The 23,215-nt window shown below is 41.6% G+C and carries 17 protein-coding genes; 13 read left to right on the top strand and 4 right to left on the bottom strand.

Going from position 1 to position 23,215, the window contains the following annotated elements:
- Window positions 1-10 precede the first annotated feature (10 nt).
- The 3 genes from BSCG_RS19875 (at window position 11) to BSCG_RS19865 (ending at window position 4,794) form a co-directional block, all read left to right on the top strand.
- On the top strand, window positions 11-1,417 hold the full coding sequence (locus BSCG_RS19875; RefSeq protein ID WP_004322891.1) for an alpha/beta hydrolase family protein: 1,407 nt from the start codon (window positions 11-13) through the stop codon (window positions 1,415-1,417).
- A 191-nt stretch (window positions 1,418-1,608) separates the two neighbouring features.
- Window positions 1,609-2,760: an MFS transporter AraJ gene (gene araJ, locus BSCG_RS19870; RefSeq protein ID WP_004322889.1), complete on the top strand. Its 1,152-nt coding sequence runs from the start codon at window positions 1,609-1,611 to the stop codon at window positions 2,758-2,760.
- Window positions 2,761-3,198: 438 nt separating this feature from the next.
- The gene (locus tag BSCG_RS19865) at window positions 3,199-4,794 is read left to right on the top strand and encodes a two-component regulator propeller domain-containing protein (protein WP_139016491.1); all 1,596 of its coding nucleotides are present in this window, start codon (window positions 3,199-3,201) and stop codon (window positions 4,792-4,794) included.
- 72 nt (window positions 4,795-4,866) lie between these two features.
- Here the strand turns inward: BSCG_RS19865 and istB are convergent, their stop codons facing one another.
- From istB to istA, 3 genes are read right to left on the bottom strand one after another with little or no spacing between them, the layout of a single operon-like run.
- Window positions 4,867-5,637, bottom strand: coding sequence for an IS21-like element helper ATPase IstB (gene istB / locus BSCG_RS19860; RefSeq protein WP_004322674.1), 771 nt, complete (start codon window positions 5,635-5,637; stop codon window positions 4,867-4,869).
- Window positions 5,638-5,649: 12 nt separating this feature from the next.
- Window positions 5,650-6,255 (bottom strand): Mu transposase domain-containing protein, encoded by a 606-nt coding sequence (locus BSCG_RS30420; protein WP_004322673.1) that lies wholly within the window; start codon window positions 6,253-6,255, stop codon window positions 5,650-5,652.
- A complete protein-coding gene (gene istA / locus BSCG_RS30425) occupies window positions 6,256-7,245 on the bottom strand; it encodes an IS21 family transposase (RefSeq protein WP_052662350.1) in 990 nt (329 codons plus the stop codon).
- A 510-nt stretch (window positions 7,246-7,755) separates the two neighbouring features.
- On the opposite strand from istA, the gene BSCG_RS19850 reads away from it, so the two are divergent.
- The 6 genes from BSCG_RS19850 to lgt all read left to right on the top strand — a co-directional run bounded on the left by BSCG_RS19850 (window position 7,756) and on the right by lgt (window position 15,980).
- Complete coding sequence (locus BSCG_RS19850) at window positions 7,756-9,162, top strand: alpha/beta hydrolase family protein (RefSeq protein ID WP_004322671.1); 1,407 nt, start codon at window positions 7,756-7,758, stop codon at window positions 9,160-9,162.
- Window positions 9,163-9,309: 147 nt separating this feature from the next.
- The gene (locus BSCG_RS19845) at window positions 9,310-10,617 is read left to right on the top strand and encodes a Fic family protein (RefSeq protein ID WP_008775329.1); all 1,308 of its coding nucleotides are present in this window, start codon (window positions 9,310-9,312) and stop codon (window positions 10,615-10,617) included.
- 247 nt (window positions 10,618-10,864) lie between these two features.
- A complete protein-coding gene (araJ, locus tag BSCG_RS19840) occupies window positions 10,865-12,034 on the top strand; it encodes an MFS transporter AraJ (RefSeq protein ID WP_008775330.1) in 1,170 nt (389 codons plus the stop codon).
- 1,023 nt (window positions 12,035-13,057) lie between these two features.
- The gene (gene ychF / locus BSCG_RS19835) at window positions 13,058-14,161 is read left to right on the top strand and encodes a redox-regulated ATPase YchF (RefSeq protein WP_004322666.1); all 1,104 of its coding nucleotides are present in this window, start codon (window positions 13,058-13,060) and stop codon (window positions 14,159-14,161) included.
- Window positions 14,162-14,208: 47 nt separating this feature from the next.
- Entirely contained in the window at window positions 14,209-15,126 is a 918-nt protein-coding gene (locus tag BSCG_RS19830; protein ID WP_004322665.1) for a ketopantoate reductase family protein, read from the top strand.
- Between the two features lie 17 nt (window positions 15,127-15,143).
- Complete coding sequence (gene lgt / locus BSCG_RS19825; protein ID WP_008641392.1) at window positions 15,144-15,980, top strand: prolipoprotein diacylglyceryl transferase; 837 nt, start codon at window positions 15,144-15,146, stop codon at window positions 15,978-15,980.
- A gap of 128 nt (window positions 15,981-16,108) precedes the next feature.
- On the opposite strand, the gene mutS is transcribed toward lgt, so the two are convergent.
- Entirely contained in the window at window positions 16,109-18,697 is a 2,589-nt protein-coding gene (mutS, locus tag BSCG_RS19820) for a DNA mismatch repair protein MutS (RefSeq protein ID WP_032849410.1), read from the bottom strand.
- Between the two features lie 636 nt (window positions 18,698-19,333).
- On the opposite strand from mutS, the gene BSCG_RS19815 reads away from it, so the two are divergent.
- The 4 genes from BSCG_RS19815 to BSCG_RS19805 all read left to right on the top strand — a co-directional run bounded on the left by BSCG_RS19815 (window position 19,334) and on the right by BSCG_RS19805 (window position 23,186).
- On the top strand, window positions 19,334-19,597 hold the full coding sequence (locus BSCG_RS19815) for a hypothetical protein (RefSeq protein WP_008775332.1): 264 nt from the start codon (window positions 19,334-19,336) through the stop codon (window positions 19,595-19,597).
- Complete coding sequence (locus BSCG_RS29610) at window positions 19,581-19,790, top strand: hypothetical protein (RefSeq protein ID WP_008775333.1); 210 nt, start codon at window positions 19,581-19,583, stop codon at window positions 19,788-19,790. Before BSCG_RS19815 ends, BSCG_RS29610 begins: the two co-directional genes overlap by 17 nt.
- A 180-nt stretch (window positions 19,791-19,970) precedes the next feature.
- On the top strand, window positions 19,971-21,419 hold the full coding sequence (locus BSCG_RS19810; protein WP_234116543.1) for a hypothetical protein: 1,449 nt from the start codon (window positions 19,971-19,973) through the stop codon (window positions 21,417-21,419).
- Between the two features lie 24 nt (window positions 21,420-21,443).
- Window positions 21,444-23,186: a major capsid protein gene (locus tag BSCG_RS19805; protein ID WP_008775336.1), complete on the top strand. Its 1,743-nt coding sequence runs from the start codon at window positions 21,444-21,446 to the stop codon at window positions 23,184-23,186.
- Window positions 23,187-23,215: the final 29 nt, after the last annotated feature.

The following is a 23,215-nucleotide window of genomic DNA, read 5'->3' on the forward strand; positions in this document are numbered from 1 at the left end:
TTTCTCTTTTATGAAAACATTGAAAGCTGTCTACCTAGTAACTGTCATTACCGGCTTGTTGACCGGTTTATCCTTGTCATCTTCCGCATCCGCCCAAGATATCTCAGGAACCTGGCACGGAAAACTGACTGTTCCCACCGGTTCGCTGACCCTTGTATTCCATATCAATCAGACAGGAGAAGGCACTTACATAACGACACTCGACAGCCCCGACCAGGGGGCTAACGGAATAAAGACGCAAACCACTTCGTTCAAAGATTCCATATTGACTGTGCAGACACCTGTTATCCACGCTTCTTACAAAGGAAAGCTGAGCAACGACCGTAGTATTAGCGGAACATTCACACAAGGCATTCCTTTGCCGTTGAATCTGGAAAAAGGAGAAGCAAGCCGCTCCAAACGCCCGCAGGAACCTCAGCCGCCTTTCTCTTACAAAAGCGAAGAAGTCACGGTAAGAAACGAACAGGACGGAATCAATCTCGCGGGAACATTCACTCTTCCCGAAAAAGGAACAAAATTTCCGGCGGTAGTCATGGTGACAGGAAGCGGTGCGCAGAACCGGGATGAGGAGATTATGGGACACAAGCCTTTCCTTGTCATCGCCGACTATCTGACGCGAAACGGCATCGCCGTATTGCGCTGCGACGACCGTGGCACAGCCGCCTCACAAGGCAACCATGCAACAGCTACCAACGAAGACTTTGCCAGAGATACGGAAGCTGCCATCCACTATCTGCGCGGCAGAAAAGAAATAAACACGAAAAAGATTGGAATCATCGGACATAGCGCAGGAGGAACCATCGCATTCATTGTGGCAGCCAATGATCCGTCAGTGGCATTTATCGTTTCATTGGCGGGAGCCGCCATCAAAGGAGACAGCCTGATGCTAAGGCAAGTGGAACTGATTTCTAAATCTCAGGGAATGCCGGATGCGCTTTGGCAAGGAACGAAACCGTCGCTGCGAAACAGGTATGCCATACTGCAACAAGCGGACAAGACAACGGATGAGCTCCAAAAGGAACTGTATGCAGACGTTACCAAAACCATGTCGTCCGAACAACTGAAAGACTTGAATACCGTACAGCAGATTTCCGCCCAGATACGTTCGATGACCTCGCCCTGGTATCTTCATTTTATGAGGTACGACCCGGCTAATGCCCTGAAGAATGTGAAATGTCCGGTACTCGCCCTAAACGGAGAAAAGGACATTCAAGTGGACGCGACTATGAACCTTACAGCCATCCAACAAAGAATCAGCGAAAACGGAAACAAAAATGTAACTGTAAAAGCCTATCCGAACCTGAACCATCTGTTGCAGACCTGCGAAAAAGGCACATTGGCCGAATACGGGCAACTGGAAGAAACCATCAGTCCGGAAGTATTGAAAGATATGACCGAGTGGATTCAGAAACAGTAAGGTGATCAGCAATACACTTTTTCGGACAACATTGCCTGGTAGTACATCCATCCCCTTGATTACATACATTGCATAAATTGACTTAAATCAAAATCTTTCCTACCGAACTCACCTTGGCCGATTTTGTTTTACCTTTGCACCCGCAAAAAAGAAGAAGGTAAAAAAGTAACAGGTATCAGGTATAGTTTGGTATGAAGAAAAGTCTGATTGCATTGGCGTTCGGCACCCTGGGATTGGGTATTGCCGAGTTTGTGATGATGGGAATTTTGCCCGACGTGGCAAAAGATTTAGGAATCAGTATCCCCGTTGCGGGACATTTCATTTCCGCCTATGCGTTGGGCGTCTGTGTGGGTGCACCCGTACTGACATTAGCCCGCAAATATCCTTTGAAACATATTCTGCTGGTACTGGTCACCCTGATTATGATAGGTAATATCTGTGCCGCTTTGTCACCCAACTACTGGGTATTGCTTGCCGCACGTTTCATCTCCGGACTTCCTCATGGAGCCTACTTCGGTGTCGGCTCTATTGTTGCCGAGCGACTGGCTGATAAAGGAAAAGGTTCGGAAGCTGTTTCGATTATGATTGCCGGAATGACCATCGCCAACCTCTTCGGCGTCCCATTGGGAACTTCCCTCAGCACTATGCTTTCCTGGCGTGCCACTTTCCTGTTGGTAGGCATTTGGGGAATCGTAATCATGTATTACATCTGGCGCTGGGTTCCCCACGTAGAAGGGTTGAAAGACACCGGCTTCAAGGGGCAATTCCGCTTCCTCAAAACTCCGGCCCCGTGGCTGATTCTGGGTGCCACAGCATTAAGCAACGGTGGTGTATTCTGCTGGTATAGCTATATCAATCCGATGCTGACAAACGTTTCCGGTTTCTCTGCCGAAAGCATTACTCCTCTGATGATTCTTGCCGGATTCGGTATGGTCATGGGGAATCTTATCAGCGGACGTCTCTCCGACCGTTACACACCGGGAAAGGTAGGAACTGTCGCACAAGCGCTCATCTGTATTATGCTACTCCTCCTATTCTTCCTTTCACCTTATAAATGGGCAGCCGCTCTACTGATGTGCCTTTGTACGGCAGGATTATTTGCCGTATCCAGTCCGGAACAAGTATTAATTATCCGTGTGGCAAAAGGCGGAGAGATGCTGGGAGCTGCCAGCGTGCAGGTTGCATTCAACCTGGGAAATGCCATCGGCGCATATGCAGGAGGACTGGCTATCAGCGAAGGCTATCGTTATCCTGCGCTTACAGGGGTTCCTTTCGCACTGATCGGATTTATTTTATTCCTGATTTTCTATAAGAAATATCAGTTCAATCCCAATTATCTTTAAGAGTTTTTGAGGGAGAGATATAAAGTTTCATCCTATAATAAATAGCAATATCTTTTAAAATTATTATCCTTGTGAAGTATATTAGCTGGGTTGAGTATAAAAAGTACTTCGATGACTTTGAGTTTTCACTGCACTCTATTAGAAATTCCACTGCACTGAACTAGAATTTTCTATGCACTCGGGTAGTTGTCCCCTTGCAAGGGGACCATTGTCATCTTACAAGAGGACTAATGTCACCTTACAACAGGACATTTGTCACTTTACAAGATGACAACTACAGAATTACGGACGGAAAATCTTTAAAGATACAAAAATAATTAGAGAAAAGCAAGTAGGCGGAACTTTATTGATTATAGAAAGAAAATAATCTCCAAATTACAGTTATCGTATATATAATGTTTATATTTGTCCGAAATAGCTATTGCATCTTTGTCCGCTATGAAAACAAAAAGCATTTTATACGCCATCATGAGCCTTCTCCTGTCAACCTTTTGGGCAGAGAGTGCCGCCAAAAACCCTTATTACTATTTCCGTACGCTGGACATCAAGGACGGACTTTCACATAATACGGTGAACACCATCCTGCAAGACCGGCAAGGATTCATGTGGTTTGGCACGAAAGACGGGCTGAACCAATATGACGGTCTCGTATTCCGTACTTTTCAGAAAGAGAACTCTTCTTTGGGCAACAACTTTATCACTGCCCTACACGAGGATGCCGAAGGAAATATATGGGTAGGGACTGATACGGGCGTCTACATCTATAACCCCCGATTAGAGAAATTCACCCCGTTCGACATTCCCATCGAAGGTACCGGTGAGACCATCAGCCGTACCATAACGTGGATAGATTCCGACCCGCAAAAAGACGTATGGATTTCGTCCGATTCCCAAGGGCTTTTCCACTACGACATAAAGAAGAACAGCTTGAAGGAGTATTCCGCAAAAATAGGAAAAGGAGCGCTTAACATCACCCGCTTCTGGTTCGGAGACAACGAATTGTGGGTGAACCGCTACGAGGACAACCTGTATCATTCGGAAGACGCCGCCCGCTTCACCGTTTTCCGGGATGTCGAAGGCGAAGAGCCTTTCAAAGGAGCTATCATCACCACCTGTGTCAAAGGACTGCACAATTGCATCTATATAGGTTCGTCCAACGGCCTGGCAGAAATCAACCTGACCACCCGCAAGGTGCGCCGCCTGTTAAACGACTACGTACGCAACATCTGCCTGCGTTCGGATACGGAGCTATGGGTAGGTACGGAACAAGGCATCTACATCTACAACTTGGAAACCGACAAATATATCCACCTCACCACCTCGGAGTCCGACGACCGCTACGCATTATCCGACAACGCCATCTACACCATCTTCAAAGACCGTGAAGGCGGAATGTGGATAGGCTCATACTTCGGTGGCGTCAACTATTATCCTCACCAATATACTTACTTCGAAAAGTATTATCCCCGGGACGACATGCGATACTTGGGACACCGCATCCGTGAATTCTGCGGAAGCAATGACGGGACGATATGGTTCGGCACAGAAGACAAGGGACTTTTCCATTTCAATCCCGCCGACGGTACAGTCACGCCTTTCCACCACCCTGCCCTGTACCACAACATTCACGGATTATGTATCGACGGTGATTACCTGTGGGCAGGTACTTTTGCCGGCGGACTGAACCGTATCCATCTTCGCACCCGGGAAGTACGGCACTACGAAAAGGGCGAAGCATCCAATACCCTCAATGCCGACAACATATTCTCAATCTATAAAAGTAGCACCGGCGAATTATGGATAGGCACGACCTCGGGGCTGATGCGTTACAACCGAAAGACGGATGACTTCACACGCATCCCCGAAATGAACAAAATCTTTGTGTACAATATACTGGAAGACTGCCACGGCAAACTGTGGCTGGCTACCTATTCCGACGGCGTGTTCTGCTACGACCTGCCACAAGACAAATGGAAACAGTACACCCGAAACCCCGATAATCCGAACTCTCTACCCTATAACAAGTGTATATAATAATCGAAAAGTATACCAGATAATAATTGAAAAGTAGTCCACTAGTTTCGTTATGCAAAGGATATAATTCTTTTATTTTTGTGATACATATCTCCTCATGTTTTGTGTTTCTTTAACTCTATATGATTGTCCGCTCATGTTCACCAGATGTGCTTTATGGGTTAGTCTGTCTACCATTGCAGCGACTAGAACTTTATCTTTTACAATTTCTCCCCATCTGTCAAAAGATAGATTTGTGGTAATGATTGTCGCTTTTTTCCCGGCTCTGAGTGATAGGTGGTTAAACAATAGTTCTCCTCCTTCCTTATCACAACTTACATATCCAAATTCATCACAAATGACCATATCATACTTTTCAAACCTGAGTTCGAGTTGTCTTAGACTCTTCTGTGACCTACATTCCCTTATTTGTGTTAGCAGATGCGGTACAGATGTAAAAAAGACCGTATATCCTTCCATGCACGCCTTGATCCCCAATGCGGTGGCTATATGTGTCTTTCCTGTTCCCGGATTTCCATATAACACCACGTTTCTTCCTTCTTTAACAAATTCAAGTGTTTCCAGTTCAGGTATGACCATCTGTGCGTCTTTAGGCAAATCCTCTCTTATGAGCTCCTGCAAATACTTCATCTGCGGGAATCCGGCTATCCTTACCCGTTGTTTTCTTCGTTTCTCTACCCTTATTTCCATTTCCTTTTCCAGTATGCGTGCAATCAATGTCCTGCATCCCCAGTTCTCCTGCGTTGCCAATGTGATAAAGTCCTCCAGTTCGTTCTGTAGAACATTTATTTTAAGTTCTCTGGCATAGTCTGTAATCATTTCTTTTTCTGACAAGTAGTCCATAACAATATTTTTTTAGTTTAAAGAATCTATTTGAGTTAAAGCCTGTGTGCTGTCCATCATCCTGGTCAGGTCCACAAGGATCCCCATTGCCGCATCCTCTATCTGCCGTGATTGCTGTCGGTGCTCCGGAGCAGGCACATTTTCCCCATTTCCATCCTGCGGCTCATTATTAGCGTGCATAAAGGCTTTAATCTGGTCTGCCGATACCTTGTGTACTCCACGCAGTCTCAAAGCCTCATAGGAACGTATGATATCCTTGTCTGTAAATCCATTCTCTGCGGCATACTGTATTAACAGAACAAAGTCCCTTCCATTATCCTGGAAATGTATCTGGAAGAGTTCCTGTATCTTAGCGGGCATCTGCATGAGTGCCAACGATCCTTGTACCGCCCCCGGCTTGCGCAGCAGGGTGCGAGCGTAATGCTCCAACTGTATTTTCCAGTCTGCCACGCCATACACACGTTCATGCGCTGCCACCTTCACCTGCCCATGGAAGATAACAACCTTCTCGCTGTATATCTTGACAGAAACCGTTTTCCCCACTAATGTGTCGGGAACGGAGTAATGGATGTTCTTCATACAGATAGTAGACCACTTATCAACTTTATAATCCTCCATTTAAAAGCATCCCATCTCGTTTATATGTGGCTGCAAGGCTGCCAGATCAGCCGCGAGCGACTCTACCTTGTCCAAGGTGGAGATACTTCCGGCTTGTGTGTTAAGTCCTTCACATACCTCTTGCAGGTGTTTGCCGGCTTCTTCTACCGAGTCGAAATCCATCTTCATACAGAACGCCTTGCGCCTGACATACTCCACGCTACGTTCCACATGTCCTTTTTCCCATCCGGCACGTGCGTTGCAAAAGCGGAAATCAAACCGGTAAAAGGCGCACATACGGCTCAAAGCCTCCGTGGGAGTCTTATCTGTCCCTACGAAGTCCTTGACCGCCACACGCATATTGTCATATACCATGACATAGGGAACTCCCTTGACCTGGCGGAAGAAATTACGGTGTGATTCCATAAAGGCCAGCGTATTCTGATGACGGAACAGATAGGCATAACGCCCATTGCTGTGACTAAAAGTAAACACAGCCAGAAAGAAACGCTGAAGCTTACCATGTATGCGGAGTTTTACCTCTCCCCAGTCGAACTCGCAGTTCTCTCCCGGGATATAGTACTGCCGGATAAAAGCCTCTTCCCGTTTACGGGACTTTTGAGTATCAATCCCCGTGATATACTTGCATACGCTCGGATAGCTGACTGAGAATCCTCGTGAAAGAAGAAGATTGTGAATATCCTTCTTTAACATACATTGCTTCTTTAGACCACTGGCACGTTTGCTGGCATTTTTAGCTAAGCAATCATCTATAATGGATTGTACCTGTCCTGTGATTACTCTACGGCTACGTTTAGAGCTATCATACCGGGGCGCAGTAGTCAAAATTGTCTCTAAACTTACTGAAGGAGTATCAGAAGACAATGTACTCTCATACTCCTGGATTACCTTATGTACCGTTTTACGGCTGATGTCCAGTTCGCGGGCAATGGCACGTTTGCTGAGCCCACGACTTCTATACAAATGAATTATGGTTTGTTTATCCACCATGGTTATCATGTTTATACTTCCTTATTGGTTGAACCACAAAGGAAGTGGTTATATTAATAAATCTTAATATAGAGCATGTAATTACGATAGGGAAATAGTAAAAAACAGACTCCATTTACTAACCTAGTGGTATACTTTTCAATTATTATGGTGGACTACTTTTGGGTTATTATTTACATTAGTATATTCTCAAAACAGCGAAAATAGAGAATCACGTAATTACAAATGCATGGCATTTTCCGGCTTTTCTTTACCAAACTGCGATTTATGTCCTTCTCCGATGATTAAATATTCCTTTTTTAAGAATCATCGTTTTTTAAGGGAGGCTATATAGTTTGGAATAGAGGTTGTGCTTAACAATAAAAACTGTAATAGTATACAGGAACAGCCAAATAAGATATTACCGGATTCTGACAAGATTAGGTAATGTCTTATTTTTATAATGGGGAAAATTGTTACCTTTGTATATATCTTATATTTACAATTAAGATTAAACCTAATTTTTCGCTTATGAAAATAGTTAAGGCTAGCTGCATCGTTATATTCATTACCGGACTATTAGCCGGAGTGTTCTTCTCATCCTCTGTTTCCGCCCAAGATATTTCGGGAACCTGGCACGGAAAACTTTCCATTCCCACCGGTTCATTGACTATTGTATTCCACATCAGTCAAACGGAACAAGGCGCTTATGTGACCACACTGGACAGTCCCGACCAGGGAGCCAACGGTATCAAGACACAGACTACTTCTTTCAATGATTCTACTTTAATTATCCAGATACCTGTGATTCATGCTTCGTACAAAGGAAAACTGAACAGTGATAACACAATCAACGGAACATTTACGCAAGGGATGCCCCTTCCGTTGAATTTGAAAAAGGGAGAAGCCAGCCGCCCCAAACGTCCACAGGAGCCTCAACCGCCTTTCCCTTACAGAAGTGAAGAAGTCACCGTGAGGAATGAACGGGATGGAATTAACCTTGCCGGAACATTGACTCTTCCCGAAAAAGGAACTAAATTTCCGGCAGTGGTAATGGTGACGGGAAGCGGTGCGCAGAACAGGGATGAGGAAATCATGGGACACAAACCTTTCTTTGTCATCGCCGATTATCTGACCCGAAACGGAATTGCTGTGCTTAGATGTGATGACAGGGGTACTGCCGCTTCACAAGGTACTCACGCAACAGCTACCAATGAGGATTTTGCCACAGATACGGAAGCAATGGTGAATTATCTGCGCAGCAGAAAAGAAATAAATGCAAAGAAAATCGGAATTATCGGACATAGTGCAGGCGGAATCATTGCATTCATCGTTGCCAAAAAGGACCCATCCATTGCATTTGTCGTTTCATTGGCAGGAGCCGGCGTGAGAGGCGACAGTCTGATGCTGAAGCAGGTAGAGTTAATCTCTAAATCCCAGGGAATGCCGGATGCCGTCTGGCAAGGGATGAAGCCTTCGATACGGAACAGATATGCCATACTGCAACAAACAGACAAAACTCCCGAAGAGTTGCAGAAAGAACTGTATGCAGACGTTACAAAAACAATGTCTCCCGAACAATTGAAAGACCTGAATACCATCCAGCAACTATCCGCACAAATCAGTTCGATGACTTCTCCATGGTATCTTCATTTTATGAGATATGACCCAGGCCAGGATTTGAAGAAACTAAAATGTCCGGTTCTGGCTCTGAACGGGAAAAAGGATATTCAAGTGGATGCCGTTATGAATTTGACCGCTATCCAGAAAAGAATCACCGGAAATGGAAACAAAAATGTAACAGTCAAAGCCTATCCGAACTTAAATCATCTGTTTCAGACTTGTGAAAAAGGGACATTGACCGAATACGGGCAACTGGAAGAAACAATCAATCCGGAAGTCCTGAAAGATATCATTGAATGGATAAGAAAACAATAAGCCTATTAATTATATACTTTGCAAGTGCACATTTCTCTATATCACATTCTTTTCTTTCCAATTCTTGCAAATATTTGAAGAATTTGCAAGAATTAGCAAGAAAAGAATTATATTTGTAGACCCAATATAATATAAACAGATGGTATTATGATTGAATTCCCTCCTCAAATAAGTCAGGAAGAATATTTAAAAGTTCTTCTCACTGATCCGCTTGAAAAACTCAAGGCAATCATAGAAAAAAACAATGATAAATATAGTTATTGGTCTGATGTAAAATACCAAAAGGCTCCTGAAGGCATATCGAGTAAAGAATTATGGTGCTACATAAAAGCATCACGGAGAGCAAAACGAATCATTGTATGGAAAAAATATGGCATATCCATCAGTATAACCAACGCCATGCAGCGGATGTGTCACGAGTTTGATATGAACTTTGGCGGCTCTTGGGGAAGTAATTCAATCATTCCGGCAGAAAACAAAGAACAGTATCTAATTAGCTCATTAATGGAAGAAGCAATATCCTCCAGCCAAATGGAGGGAGCGGCAACTACTAGAAAAGTAGCTAAGGAGATGTTAAGAAAAAGCCTTTCTCCACAGGACAAATCGCAACAAATGATTTTCAATAATTATCAAACAATACGTTTTATAACCCAAAATATACATACCCCACTATCATCCGAACTATTACAGCAGATTCATGTCTTAATGACTGAAAAAACATTAGAAAATCCAGCAGATGCAGGAGCATACAGAACGAATGACGAAGTAGTAGTGGAAGATGCTATTACGCATGAAGTAGTACACACTCCCCCCTCATACAAAGATATCCCTTCATTTATTGAAGATTTATGCATATTCTTCAATGAAAGTGATTCTAAAGTATTTATTCACCCAATAATCAGAGGCATTATCATCCATTTTATGATTGCTTATATGCACCCGTTTGTAGATGGAAACGGACGTACAGCAAGAGCTCTATTCTATTGGTATATGCTAAAAAGTGGTTATTGGTTAACTGAATATTTATCTATCTCAAGGGTAATCGCCAAATCAAAAAAGTCCTATGAAAATGCTTATTTATACACAGAAGCTGATGAAAAAGACATGGGATACTTTATAGCTTACAACCTAAGAGTGCTAGAGCTTGCTTTTAAAGAACTACAAACTTATATCAAACGTAAATTAGATCAAAAACATCAGGCTTCTGTATTCTATAAATTAGATAATATTAACGAACGGCAAGCAGATATTCTTAGGCTTATTAATGATAATCCTAAAATATTATTCACCGTGAAAGAGCTACAAAACAGGTTCTCTATTACTCATACTACCGCCAAAAATGATATTGACGGTCTTGTGGAAAGAAAACTGGTTGATGAAATATCACTTAATAAAGTAAAGAAAGGATATGTAAAAGGAGAACTTTTTGATAAAACAGTTAAGTCTATCACATAATCTTTCCAATTCTTGCAAATATTTGAAGAATTTGCAAGAATTGGAAAGAAAGTAAATGGCTACAATTTGCATATACTACATAAACCCTTCATCACAAGTTTATACCGGCATTGTCTAAATTGATTTAAATCAAAATCTATCTCATCGAACTCACCCTGGAAGATTTTGTTTTACCTTTGCAGCCGAAAAAATAAGCGGCAAATAAAAGTAAGGTAAAAAGGTTACAGGTATTAAGGTTAAGTTTGGTATGAAGAAAAGTCTTATCGCTTTGGCGTTCGGCACCTTGGGATTAGGTATTGCCGAATTTGTGATGATGGGAATTTTGCCCGATGTGGCAAAAGATTTGGGTATTAGCATTCCTACGGCAGGACATTTCATTTCTGCCTATGCATTAGGCGTCTGTGTGGGTGCACCTGTATTGACATTGGCTCGCAAATATCCACTAAAACATATTCTGCTAGTATTAGTTACCTTAATTATGATAGGTAATATCTGTGCAGCTATGGCTCCCAATTACTGGGTGTTGCTCGCTGCCCGCTTTATTTCCGGTTTACCTCATGGTGCCTACTTCGGAGTAGGCTCTATTGTTGCCGAGAAACTAGCCGACAAAGGTAAAGGTTCGGAAGCTGTCTCCATCATGATTGCAGGAATGACCATTGCCAATCTGTTTGGTGTACCTTTGGGTACTTCCTTAAGTACCATGCTTTCCTGGCGTGCCACTTTCCTGCTGGTTGGTATCTGGGGAATTGTTATCCTATATTATATCTGGCGATGGGTTCCGCATGTAGAGGGTCTGAAGGATACCGGCTTTAAAGGACAATTCCGCTTTCCTAAAACTCCGGCTCCGTGGCTGATTCTCGGTGCTACGGCACTAGGTAATGGCGGTGTATTCTGCTGGTATAGCTACATCAATCCGATGCTTACCAATGTGTCCGGCTTCTCCGCAGAAAGCATTACGCCTTTAATGATCCTTGCCGGCTTCGGTATGGTAGTGGGAAACCTGATTAGCGGACGTCTCTCCGACCGCTACACCCCCGGAAAAGTAGGAACTGCCGCACAAGCACTTATCTGTATTATGTTATTGCTCATCTTCTTCCTTTCTCCCTATAAATGGGCAGCAGCCCTGTTGATGTGCCTTTGTACAGCAGGACTGTTCGCTGTATCCAGTCCGGAGCAGATATTAATTATCCGCGTATCAAAGGGAGGAGAAATGCTGGGAGCAGCCTGCGTGCAGGTTGCATTCAATCTCGGAAATGCCATCGGTGCTTATGCAGGCGGACTGGCTGTTAGCGGTGGCTACCGTTATCCGGCTCTGGCGGGTGTACCATTCGCCCTGATCGGATTTACTTTATTCCTGATTTTTTATAAGAAATACCAAGCCAGAATTACAGAGGATGATATAATTGAAAACGATTGAAACTTTTCACTAAGCCCAAAAATCGAAAGCGGGCATTCGATTCTTTATCACATAAAAGAATCACCCTAATATAAATTTATTTTCAGCCGGCTTATAACAAAGCAAAACAGTTGACGCAATAGATATCGGAAGAAATGAACCAGCCCTATTTCTTTTTCTTTCGATACCGCAAAGGTATTATATCACAAGGGATTGAAATGACGTACTTTGTCCCAGATTAGCTTACTTTGTCTTACTTTCATCTAGAATGATTTTACTTATGCACCGGACGATTTATCGTATATTTGGGATACGATAAGTATCTCAATGAGCCATGAGTCTCTTGATGACAAGTTCTGATTAGCTATAATGAAAATAAAATTAGCTATAATGAAATCGGGATTAGCTATAATGAAATCGGGATTAGCTATAATGAAATTGAGATTAGCTATAATGAAATTGAGATTAGCTATAATGAAAATAAAAGCAGCTATAGTGGGATTCTGTGCTATACATAGCATAGGAAGATAAACTGGCTGTGAGTTTTCTTTTTAATAGTGTACACGTGCGCAGACGCAAAAGAATATTCTTTTTATATGAAAAAAGCGTGTAATTGAGGTGGAGGGGGTCCACCTCAATTACACGCTTTTTCTAATATAATTAATTATATAAAGAGAATAAATATCATAAGTAAATGATAAAGACAAAACAAATGAGCCTTTGCATCTTTTTAAAACAACATTTAGCTGGCTCATTACCAAAAAAACAGATGAAGTCTACATTGAAAGAGACATTGATATCGTTTTTATCTGTTTTTTAAAGACAGAAAGCATACCACGTTTTCTTCGTTAGCTTAAAAATTGATTTTTAATGGACAAACTTATTTTGTTCTACGAAATTGGGGTAATTTCGATTAGTAAGTATTATCTTTGCAAACTACAATGAGCAGCCCGGCAACAAATACTCTTTATTTATCCGGACATTGTTGCCAAATCGTTGTTCATTTGTATAAATCATTGATAATAAAAGAAATAATAGATTAATATGGCATTGCAATGTGGTATTGTAGGACTACCGAACGTGGGTAAGTCGACACTTTTCAACTGTTTGTCGAATGCGAAAGCACAGGCGGCAAATTTCCCTTTCTGTACAATTGAACCCAATGTAGGTGTAATCACTGTTCCTGACGAACGTCTGAACGCACTCGCTGAATTGGTGCACCCCCAACGAATTGTTCCTACAACTGTAGAAATCGTAGATATCGCCGGACTGGTGAAAGGCGCAAGCAAAGGTGAAGGACTGGGAAACAAGTTCCTTGCCAATATCCGTGAGACAGATGCAATTATCCACGTACTCCGTTGCTTCGATGACGACAATGTGACACACGTAGACGGAAGCGTAAATCCCGTCCGCGACAAAGAAATCATTGACTACGAACTTCAATTGAAAGACCTGGAAACCATCGAAAGCCGTATCCAGAAAGTACAGAAACAAGCACAGACGGGCGGAGACAAAGCTGCAAAGTTAGCTTACGATGTACTCGTTCAATATAAAGACGCATTGGAACAGGGAAAATCTGCACGTACAGTGACTTTTGAAACAAAAGACGAACAAAAGATTGCTCACGAACTGTTTCTACTGACCAGTAAACCGGTAATGTATGTTTGCAATGTTGATGAAGCAAGCGCAGTAAACGGAAATAAATACGTAAATATGGTACGCGAAGCCGTAAAAGACGAGAATGCTCAAATCCTGATTGTCGCAGCCAAAACAGAAGCGGACATCGCCGAACTGGAAACGTACGAAGACCGTCAAATGTTCCTTGCCGAAGTAGGCTTGGAAGAATCGGGCGTAGCACGTCTTATCAAATCTGCTTACAAACTCCTGAATCTCGAAACATATTTCACTGCCGGTGTACAAGAAGTACGTGCCTGGACATACGAAAAAGGATGGAAAGCTCCTCAATGTGCCGGAGTGATCCACACCGATTTTGAAAAAGGCTTTATCCGTGCCGAAGTTATCAAATACGATGATTATATCAAATACGGCTCGGAAGCAGCAGTGAAAGAAGCCGGAAAACTGGGTGTGGAAGGAAAAGAATATGTGGTGCAGGATGGCGACATCATGCATTTCCGTTTCAACGTGTGATTATCGGTTACCACCGACGACTTATTAATTACTAATTCGCTAACAATATGAAATATCTCATTGCAGGAACGGGAGGTGTAGGCGGCAGTATCGCAGGATTCTTGTCGCTGGCAGGCAAAGATGTAACCTGTATTGCCCGTGGAGCTCATTTGCAGTCGATTCAAACGAACGGTTTGAAACTGAAATCGGATTTGAAGGGCGAACATACGCTCCGGATTCCGGCAACTACCGCTGAAGAATTCAATGGAAAAGCAGATGTGATATTTGTATGCGTAAAAGGTTATTCGGTCGATTCTATCGTAGAACTGATTAAAAGAGCAGCGCACAAAGACACGGTTGTCATCCCTATCCTGAATGTGTACGGCACAGGGCCACGCATACAAAAGTTGGTACCGGAAGTCACTGTCCTCGACGGCTGCATCTATATCGTAGGCTTCGTATCCGGCACCGGAGAAATCACCCAAATGGGAAAGATATTCCGGTTGGTATACGGCGCTCATCGCGGCACGGTTGTGAAGCCCGGATTGCTGGAAGCTATCCAACAAGACTTGCAGGAAGCAGGCATAAAGGTAGACCTGTCACCAGACATCAACCGGGATACGTTTATCAAATGGTCGTTTATCTCTGCAATGGCCGTAACGGGTGCTTACTACGACGTTCCGATGGGAAAAGTACAGAAACCGGGAAAGATACGGGATACATTTATCGGACTTTCTACGGAAAGCGCTGCCTTAGGAAAGAAACTAGGCGTCGAATTTCCCGAAGACCCAGTCAGCTACAACCTGAAAGTGATTGACAAGCTCGACCCCGAAAGTACCGCTTCTATGCAAAAAGACCTGGCACGCGGACACGACTCGGAAATACAAGGATTGCTCTTCGACATGATTGCAGCAGCCGAAGAACAGGGAATAGATATACCGACCTACCGGATGGTTGCAGAGAAATTCAAAAAATCTAATCATTAACATTAATCCAATATAGAATGAATACCATGCTATTATCCATCAACTGGAACCCGAATCCCGAACTATTCAACCTGTTCGGCATTTCTATCCGTTATTACGGATTACTGTGGGCAGTAGGAATATTCTTTGCTTATGTGGTTGTTCACTACCAGTACCGGGATAAAAAGATAGAGGAAAAGAAGTTTGACCCGCTTTTCTTTTACTGTTTCTTTGGTATTCTAATCGGTGCCCGCCTAGGACACTGCCTGTTCTATGACCCGGGATACTACCTGTCTCATTTTTGGGAAATGATTCTTCCTATCAAGTTCATGCCGGACGGAAACTGGAAATTTACCGGATATGAAGGACTTGCCAGCCACGGCGGTACATTAGGACTGATAATCGCCCTTTGGCTGTATTGCCGCAAGACGAAGCTCCATTATATGGACGTGCTGGATATGATTGCCGTAGCTACTCCAATCACCGCCTGCTTCATCCGCCTTGCCAACCTGATGAACTCCGAAATCATCGGCAAACCGTCTGATGTGCCCTGGGCATTCGTTTTCGAACGTGTAGATATGCTCCCCCGTCATCCGGGACAGCTCTACGAAGCCATCGCTTATCTTATCCTGTTCTTCATCATGATTTACCTGTATAAGAATTACAGCAAGAAACTGCACCGTGGCTTCTTCTTCGGGCTCTGCCTGACTTACATCTTCACCTTCCGCTTTTTCATCGAATTCCTAAAAGAAAATCAGGAAGATTTTGAAAACAGCATGATGTTCAATATGGGGCAATGGCTAAGCGTTCCGTTTATCATAATAGGCGTCTATTTCATGTTCTTCTATGACAAGAAGAAAAAGAAAATAGCCTAAATCAAAAAAAGGGATTAGCGGTTCAAACATCACTAATCCCTCTTTCTTATCAATAAAACAAATGCCATTTCCCTAATGTCAGGACAACAATCGAAAACATATCCTAAGACATTATATACATTTTCAGCTTATTTCCCCCTGACTATCTTCTTAATATCATTCAGTTTATTCAGCGCTTCAATAGGAGTAAGATTATTCACATCAAGATTCAATATCTCATCGCGAATCTGACAGAGAATCGGATCGTCCAACTGGAAGAAGCTTAACTGCATACCTCCACGATTCTCGCTCACTTCTGCCAACGGTTTACCTGCTATGCCCTGTTGGCGATTATCAGATTCAAGCTGTTTCAATATCTCATTTGCACGTTTCACAATGCTTTTCGGCATACCGGCCATCTTTGCCACATGAATACCGAAAGAGTGTTCACTACCGCCACGTTCCAGTTTACGAAGGAAGATTACTTTATTATCAACTTCTTTCACCGATACATTATAATTCTTGATGCGCTTGAAAGATTTCTCCATCTCATTCAATTCATGATAATGCGTAGCAAATAATGTACGTGCTTTTGCTTTCGGATGTTCATGGATATACTCTACAATTGCCCAGGCAATGGAAATACCATCATAAGTAGAAGTACCACGACCCAATTCGTCAAATAATACCAGACTCCGGGAAGAAACATTATTCAGGATATCAGCCGCTTCATTCATCTCTACCATAAATGTAGATTCACCGACTGATATATTATCGCTCGCTCCTACACGGGTAAATATCTTATCAACTAAACCGATATGCGCACTTTCCGCAGGAACAAACGAGCCGATTTGAGCCAATAGCGTAATCAACGCCGTCTGACGCAAGAGTGCCGACTTACCGGCCATGTTCGGACCTGTAATAATAATAATCTGCTGTGTATCGCTGTCCAGCATTACATCATTGGCAATATACTTCTCACCTATCGGAAGTTGTTTTTCTATTACCGGGTGACGTCCCTGACGAATATCCAGTACGTCATTATCCTCAATAATCGGACGGATATAACGATTCTCACGGGCCACATTGGCAAATGACAACAAGCAGTCCAAACGTGCAATCTGATTCGCATTAATCTGTATCTGTGGAATAAATTCCATCAATGCCTGTACTAAGTCCGTATATAGCTGCGTTTCCAGAACCAGAATCTTATCTTCCGCTCCCAAAATCTTTTCTTCGTATTCTTTCAGTTCCTGCGTGATATAACGCTCTGCGTTGACCAACGTCTGTTTGCGAATCCATTCGGGTGGAACCTTATCCTTATGCACATTACGGACTTCGATATAATAACCGAATACGTTATTATAAGCTACTTTCAAACTCGGAATACCCGTCTCTTCGCTCTCCCGCTGCTGTATCTTTAGCAGATAGTCTTTTCCTGAATAGGAGATTTGCCGCAATTCATCCAAATCTGCGTTCACACCGTCCTGAATCACTCCACCTTTATTTATCAGTAAAGGAGGATCATTTTTAATCTCTTTGGCAATCCGGTCACGAATAGAAATACAAAGATTCAACTGTTCGCCAATGCGATTCAAGCTCGCATTATCAGCTTCCATACATGCCTGTTTTATCGGCTCAATTGCTTGCAAGGCAACCTTCAACTGAACGACTTCACGAGGCGACACACGCCCTACAGCCACTTTGGAAATAATACGCTCCAGGTCACCTATCAGATGCAACTGTTCTTCAATCAATTCCTTAAAATCTGGTTGGCGGAAGAAATATTCCACTACGTTCAAGCGTTCATTAATCGGCTTCTCATCCTTCAACGGAAAAACCATCCAACGTTTCAACAGACGCGCTCCCATCGGGCTGATCGTTCTGTCGATCACATTGATTAGACTACTGCCTCCATCATTCATATTGCCAATCAGCTCAAGGCTACGCACCGTGAACTTATCCAGACGGACGTATTTATCTTCTTCAATACGTGCCAATGAAGTGATGTGACCAATCTGCGTATGCTGCGTCATTGTCAGATACTGCAGGATAGCACCGGAAGCAATGATACCGTTTTTCAAGTGCTCCACTCCGAAACCTTTCAGATTCTTCGTTTCAAAGTGTTTCAGCAGTTTCTCACGGGCAGTCGTTTCTGTAAATACCCAGTCGTCCAGCTCGAATGTAAAGAACTTGTTACCGAAATTACCTTCAAACATCAGGCGTTTGCCACGTTCAAAAAGAATTTCCTTAGGGGCAAAGTTATTCAACAGTTTGTCTATATAATCAAAAGGTCCTTCTGCAGTAAGGAATTCACCGGTAGAAATATCGAGAAAAGCAACTCCACAGGAAGCCTTTCCGAAATGAACGGCAGCCAGGAAGTTATTCTCTTTATAGTTCAGAACATTATCATTGATAGAAACACCAGGAGTAACCAATTCGGTAATACCACGCTTCACCAGCTTCTTCGTCATTTTGGGGTCTTCGAGCTGGTCGCAGATAGCGACACGTTTTCCAGCGCGAACCAGTTTCGGAAGGTAGGTATCAAGGGCATGATGAGGAAAACCTGCCATCTCGATAGTTTTTCCTTTCCCATTGGCACGTTTTGTCAGTGTGATCCCTAAAATTTCGGCTGCAACGATGGCATCCGTAGAATATGTTTCATAAAAGTCACCGCAACGAAACAGCATCACTGCATCCGGATGTTTTGCCTTCAAATCCAGAAACTGTTTCATCATCGGGGTGAGGACGATCTCTTCTTCGTTCACGGGTGTCTCCTTTTCTTTTTTATTGAGTGCATAATGTGATTATCCTTGCAAAGATAACGGTTTTTCGGCAGAGAATCAACGGTATGCTCCGATTCAATTTTCAAAATTAATGTTACATACCTTGAAATAAGGAGGACTGATTTCTTAACAAGTAGGGGAAAACTATTAAAACGTGTTATAAAACATGCTATTTTTCTTGGATAATTTGCTAATTTCCCAAGAGTCCGTATCTTTGCAATGTGTTTTTCATAGTATTAGATTTAAGGTTAACAAAGGTTGGAGCAAGGCGTTGCTCCTTTTTTTATGCCTATACGCTTCGTCCCTATTTGATATAAACCAGCAGAACTCTCTCTTTTTCAATCATCAGATTCTTTTGGCCAACCTGAAATCCTAGAGATTCGGTTCAGAGCAGCCCCACCTTTAAAAATAGATTCATTCCGGTGCTCTAATGAACTAAACTAAACAGTAGCTTCCAATAGCCAGTAAGAGATAACCTGTTTTAATACTGTATTTAGTTTTTCATAATACTTATTATTCCCTTCTTTGCAGTGTGATATTTAAAGACTGTTTAAGTCATTGGTCTAATTTTTAATTTATCTGTTTAATATGAAAGTTCGTGAAAAATACAACATAAAAAAAGCTTTTGAAGCTAAATGTGATTGGGACTTTACTATCTTTATGGTTATGCGTTATGAAACTATAGATGGTTGTACTTATCGTCTTAAAACTCCTCGTTTGATTCCTGTTCATCGGTTTACTCTTTTTGCTGTTACAGTTATTGAAGCTTCTAAGATTAAAAAGTCTATTAATGTTTTACCCCAATACGTTTGTACTTTAACTAAAATTGATGAAAATGAAACTGACTTCTGATCAATGGAATCGCATTATCCAAGCGATTGTTACCGCTGTTGTTACTATTTGTAATATTATTCTTGTGTCCTCGTGTGCTGTTACTATGTCTATGAGTGTTCAAAAAAACAACTCTAGTTCTACCCAACAGATAGAACAAAAATCTGAATCTCGTAATGATTCTACTACTTTGGATTTATCTCCTAATTTTTAATGTTATGGCTCCTCGTTATTCTAAGATTTATCGTCAGTGTTATTACTGTTGGAATTCTCAAGGTCGTGAAACTGGCTCTTTTAAGGTTATTCGTTCTCGTCGTCCCTGTCTTGATGTATTTATTTTTTTGTAATTATGGTACAAAACCCCTTTTGTAAGTGTCTCCATCCTAAACGCATAATGAATCCTTATACTAAGGAATCTATGGTTGTCCCCTGTGGACATTGTCAAGCTTGTACACTTGCCAAAAACTCCCGTTATGCTTTTCAATGTGATTTGGAATCTTATACCGCTAAACATACTTTGTTTATAACTCTTACCTATGCGAATCGTTTTATCCCTCGCGCAATGTTCGTTGATTCTATCGAGCGTCCTTATGGTTGTGACCTTATAGATAAAGAAACTGGTGAAATTCTAGGACCTGCTGACCTTACAGAGGATGAAAGAACTAATTTGCTTAATAAGTTCTATTTATTTGGTGATGTCCCCTATTTAAGAAAAACGGATTTACAATTATTTCTAAAACGTCTAAGATATTATGTCACTAAACAAAAACCCTCGGAAAAAGTGCGTTACTTTGCTGTCGGCGAATACGGACCTGTACACTTTCGCCCGCATTATCATCTCTTATTATTCCTCCAATCAGATGAAGCGTTACAGATATGTTCAGAGAATATATCTAAAGCATGGACCTTTGGTCGTGTCGATTGTCAAGTCTCCAAAGGACAATGTTCTAACTACGTTGCGTCGTACGTTAATAGTTCTTGCACTATACCCAAAGTTTTTAAAGCTAGTTCCGTCTGTCCGTTCAGCGTTCATTCTCAAAAATTGGGTCAAGGCTTTCTTGACTGTCAACGTGAAAAAATATACTCGCTTACCCCTGAAAACTTTATTAGAAGCAGCATCGTACTCAATGGAAAATATAAAGAGTTTGACGTATGGCGGTCGTGTTACTCTTTTTTCTACCCACGATGTAAAGGATTTGTTACTAAATCTTCACGTGAACGTGCTTACTCTTACTCAATCTATGATACAGCGCGGTTATTATTCCCCGATGCCAAAACGACGTTCTCGCTTGCGAAAGAAATAGCTATCTATATCTATTATTTTCATAATCCTAAGGAAACTTATTTACTTGACCTCTATGGTTATTGTTCTGACCAATCTAAATTGTATGAATTATCTCAATATTTCTATGATTCAGATGTATTGTTACATTCATTTAATTCTGGTGAGTTCTCTCGCTATGTACATCGTATCTATACCGAATTGCTGATTTCTAAACACTTCCTTTATTTTGTTTGTACTCATAACACTTTAGCGGAGCGTAAATCTAAACAACGTTTAATTGAGGAATTTTATTCCCGCCTTGACTATATGCATCTGACTAAATTTTTTGAAGCTCAACAATTATTTTATGAAAGTGATTTAATTGGTGATGATGATCTTTGTACTGATAACTGGGATAATTCCTATTATCCTTACTTTTATAATAACGTCTATACTGATACTAATTTGTTTGAAAAAACTCCCGTCTATCGTTTATATAGCTCGGATGTTAAAAAGCTCTTTAATGATCGTATAAAACATAAAAAACTCAATGATGCTAATAAGGTATTCTTTGAATAATGTCTAATTTTAACAATTTTAACTATGGCTAACATTATGTCTTTGAAGTCTCTCCGTAATAAGACTTCTCGAAATGGTTTCGACCTATCGTCTAAACGTAATTTTACCGCTAAACCTGGTGAATTATTACCTGTGAAATGTTGGGAAGTTCTTCCCGGTGATAAATGGTCTATTGACCTTAAATCTTTTACTCGTACTCAACCTCTTAACACTGCTGCGTTTGCTCGTATGCGTGAGTATTACGATTTCTACTTTGTTCCTTACAATTTGCTTTGGAATAAGGCTAATACTGTGCTTACACAAATGTATGACAATCCTCAACATGCTACTTCTTATATTCCGTCTGCTAATCAGGCGTTAGCTGGTGTTATGCCTAATGTTACATGTAAAGGTATTGCTGATTATCTGAATTTGGTTGCTCCCGATGTAACTACAACCAATAGCTATGAAAAAAACTATTTTGGTTATTCTCGGTCTCTTGGTACTGCTAAGCTTTTGGAGTATCTTGGTTATGGTAACTTTTATACTTATGCTACCTCTAAAAATAATACTTGGACTAAATCTCCTTTGTCTTCTAATTTGCAATTGAATATCTACGGTGTGCTTGCTTATCAGAAAATTTATGCTGACCATATCCGTGATTCTCAATGGGAAAAGGTTTCTCCGTCTTGTTTCAATGTTGATTATTTGTCTGGTACTGTTGATTCTGCTATGACTATCGATTCTATGATTACAGGACAGGGCTTTGCTCCTTTTTACAATATGTTTGATTTGCGTTACTGTAATTGGCAGAAAGATTTATTTCACGGTGTTCTTCCTCGTCAACAATACGGTGATACTGCTGCTGTTAATGTTAATCTTTCGAATGTGCTTTCCGCTCAATATATGGTTCAAACACCGGATGGTGACCCTGTTGGAGGTTCTCCTTTTTCTTCTACAGGTGTTAACTTACAGACTGTTAACGGTTCCGGTACTTTTACCGTTCTTGCTCTTCGTCAAGCTGAATTCCTTCAAAAATGGAAAGAGATTACCCAATCAGGTAACAAGGATTATAAAGACCAGATTGAAAAACATTGGAATGTGTCTGTAGGTGAAGCTTATTCTGAAATGTCTTTGTATCTTGGTGGTACTACTGCTAGTCTTGATATTAATGAAGTGGTTAATAATAACATTACTGGTTCTAATGCTGCCGATATTGCCGGAAAAGGCGTTGTTGTTGGTAATGGTCGTATCTCGTTCGATGCTGGCGAGCGTTATGGCTTGATTATGTGTATTTATCATAGTCTCCCGTTGTTGGATTATACTACTGATTTGGTAAATCCTGCGTTTACAAAGATTAATTCTACGGATTTTGCTATTCCTGAATTTGACCGTGTTGGTATGGAGTCCGTTCCTTTGGTATCTTTAATGAATCCTTTGCAGAGTTCTTATAATGTCGGTTCTTCGATATTAGGATATGCTCCTAGGTATATATCATATAAGACCGATGTTGATTCCTCTGTCGGTGCATTTAAAACAACTCTTAAATCTTGGGTTATGTCTTATGATAATCAATCTGTTATTAATCAGTTGAATTATCAGGATGATCCTAATAACTCGCCCGGCACTCTTGTCAATTATACGAATTTCAAGGTTAATCCGAATTGTGTTGATCCTTTGTTTGCTGTTGCTGCTAGCAATAGTATTGATACAGATCAGTTCCTTTGTAGTTCGTTCTTTGATGTGAAGGTAGTCCGTAATCTTGATACGGATGGCTTGCCTTACTAGTCCTTTATTGTTTAATTTTTAAATTATAT

The sequence above is a fragment of the Bacteroides sp. 2_2_4 genome, assembly GCF_000157055.1.
In the GTDB taxonomy this organism is placed as follows: Bacteria; Bacteroidota; Bacteroidia; order Bacteroidales; family Bacteroidaceae; genus Bacteroides; species Bacteroides ovatus.

What these genes read in the sequence shown, in the direction of transcription:
- BSCG_RS19875 (WP_004322891.1), top strand. Translation starts at nt 11, where the DNA reads ATGAAAACATTGAAAGCTGTCTACCTAGTAACTGTCATTACCGGCTTG.
- araJ (WP_004322889.1), top strand. Translation starts at nt 1,609, where the DNA reads ATGAAGAAAAGTCTGATTGCATTGGCGTTCGGCACCCTGGGATTGGGT.
- BSCG_RS19865 (WP_139016491.1), top strand. Translation starts at nt 3,199, where the DNA reads ATGAAAACAAAAAGCATTTTATACGCCATCATGAGCCTTCTCCTGTCA.
- istB (WP_004322674.1), bottom strand. Translation starts at nt 5,637, where the DNA reads ATGGACTACTTGTCAGAAAAAGAAATGATTACAGACTATGCCAGAGAA.
- BSCG_RS30420 (WP_004322673.1), bottom strand. Translation starts at nt 6,255, where the DNA reads ATGGAGGATTATAAAGTTGATAAGTGGTCTACTATCTGTATGAAGAAC.
- istA (WP_052662350.1), bottom strand. Translation starts at nt 7,245, where the DNA reads ATGGTGGATAAACAAACCATAATTCATTTGTATAGAAGTCGTGGGCTC.
- BSCG_RS19850 (WP_004322671.1), top strand. Translation starts at nt 7,756, where the DNA reads ATGAAAATAGTTAAGGCTAGCTGCATCGTTATATTCATTACCGGACTA.
- BSCG_RS19845 (WP_008775329.1), top strand. Translation starts at nt 9,310, where the DNA reads ATGATTGAATTCCCTCCTCAAATAAGTCAGGAAGAATATTTAAAAGTT.
- araJ (WP_008775330.1), top strand. Translation starts at nt 10,865, where the DNA reads ATGAAGAAAAGTCTTATCGCTTTGGCGTTCGGCACCTTGGGATTAGGT.
- ychF (WP_004322666.1), top strand. Translation starts at nt 13,058, where the DNA reads ATGGCATTGCAATGTGGTATTGTAGGACTACCGAACGTGGGTAAGTCG.
- BSCG_RS19830 (WP_004322665.1), top strand. Translation starts at nt 14,209, where the DNA reads ATGAAATATCTCATTGCAGGAACGGGAGGTGTAGGCGGCAGTATCGCA.
- lgt (WP_008641392.1), top strand. Translation starts at nt 15,144, where the DNA reads ATGAATACCATGCTATTATCCATCAACTGGAACCCGAATCCCGAACTA.
- mutS (WP_032849410.1), bottom strand. Translation starts at nt 18,697, where the DNA reads ATGATGAAACAGTTTCTGGATTTGAAGGCAAAACATCCGGATGCAGTG.
- BSCG_RS19815 (WP_008775332.1), top strand. Translation starts at nt 19,334, where the DNA reads ATGAAAGTTCGTGAAAAATACAACATAAAAAAAGCTTTTGAAGCTAAA.
- BSCG_RS29610 (WP_008775333.1), top strand. Translation starts at nt 19,581, where the DNA reads ATGAAACTGACTTCTGATCAATGGAATCGCATTATCCAAGCGATTGTT.
- BSCG_RS19810 (WP_234116543.1), top strand. Translation starts at nt 19,971, where the DNA reads ATGAATCCTTATACTAAGGAATCTATGGTTGTCCCCTGTGGACATTGT.
- BSCG_RS19805 (WP_008775336.1), top strand. Translation starts at nt 21,444, where the DNA reads ATGGCTAACATTATGTCTTTGAAGTCTCTCCGTAATAAGACTTCTCGA.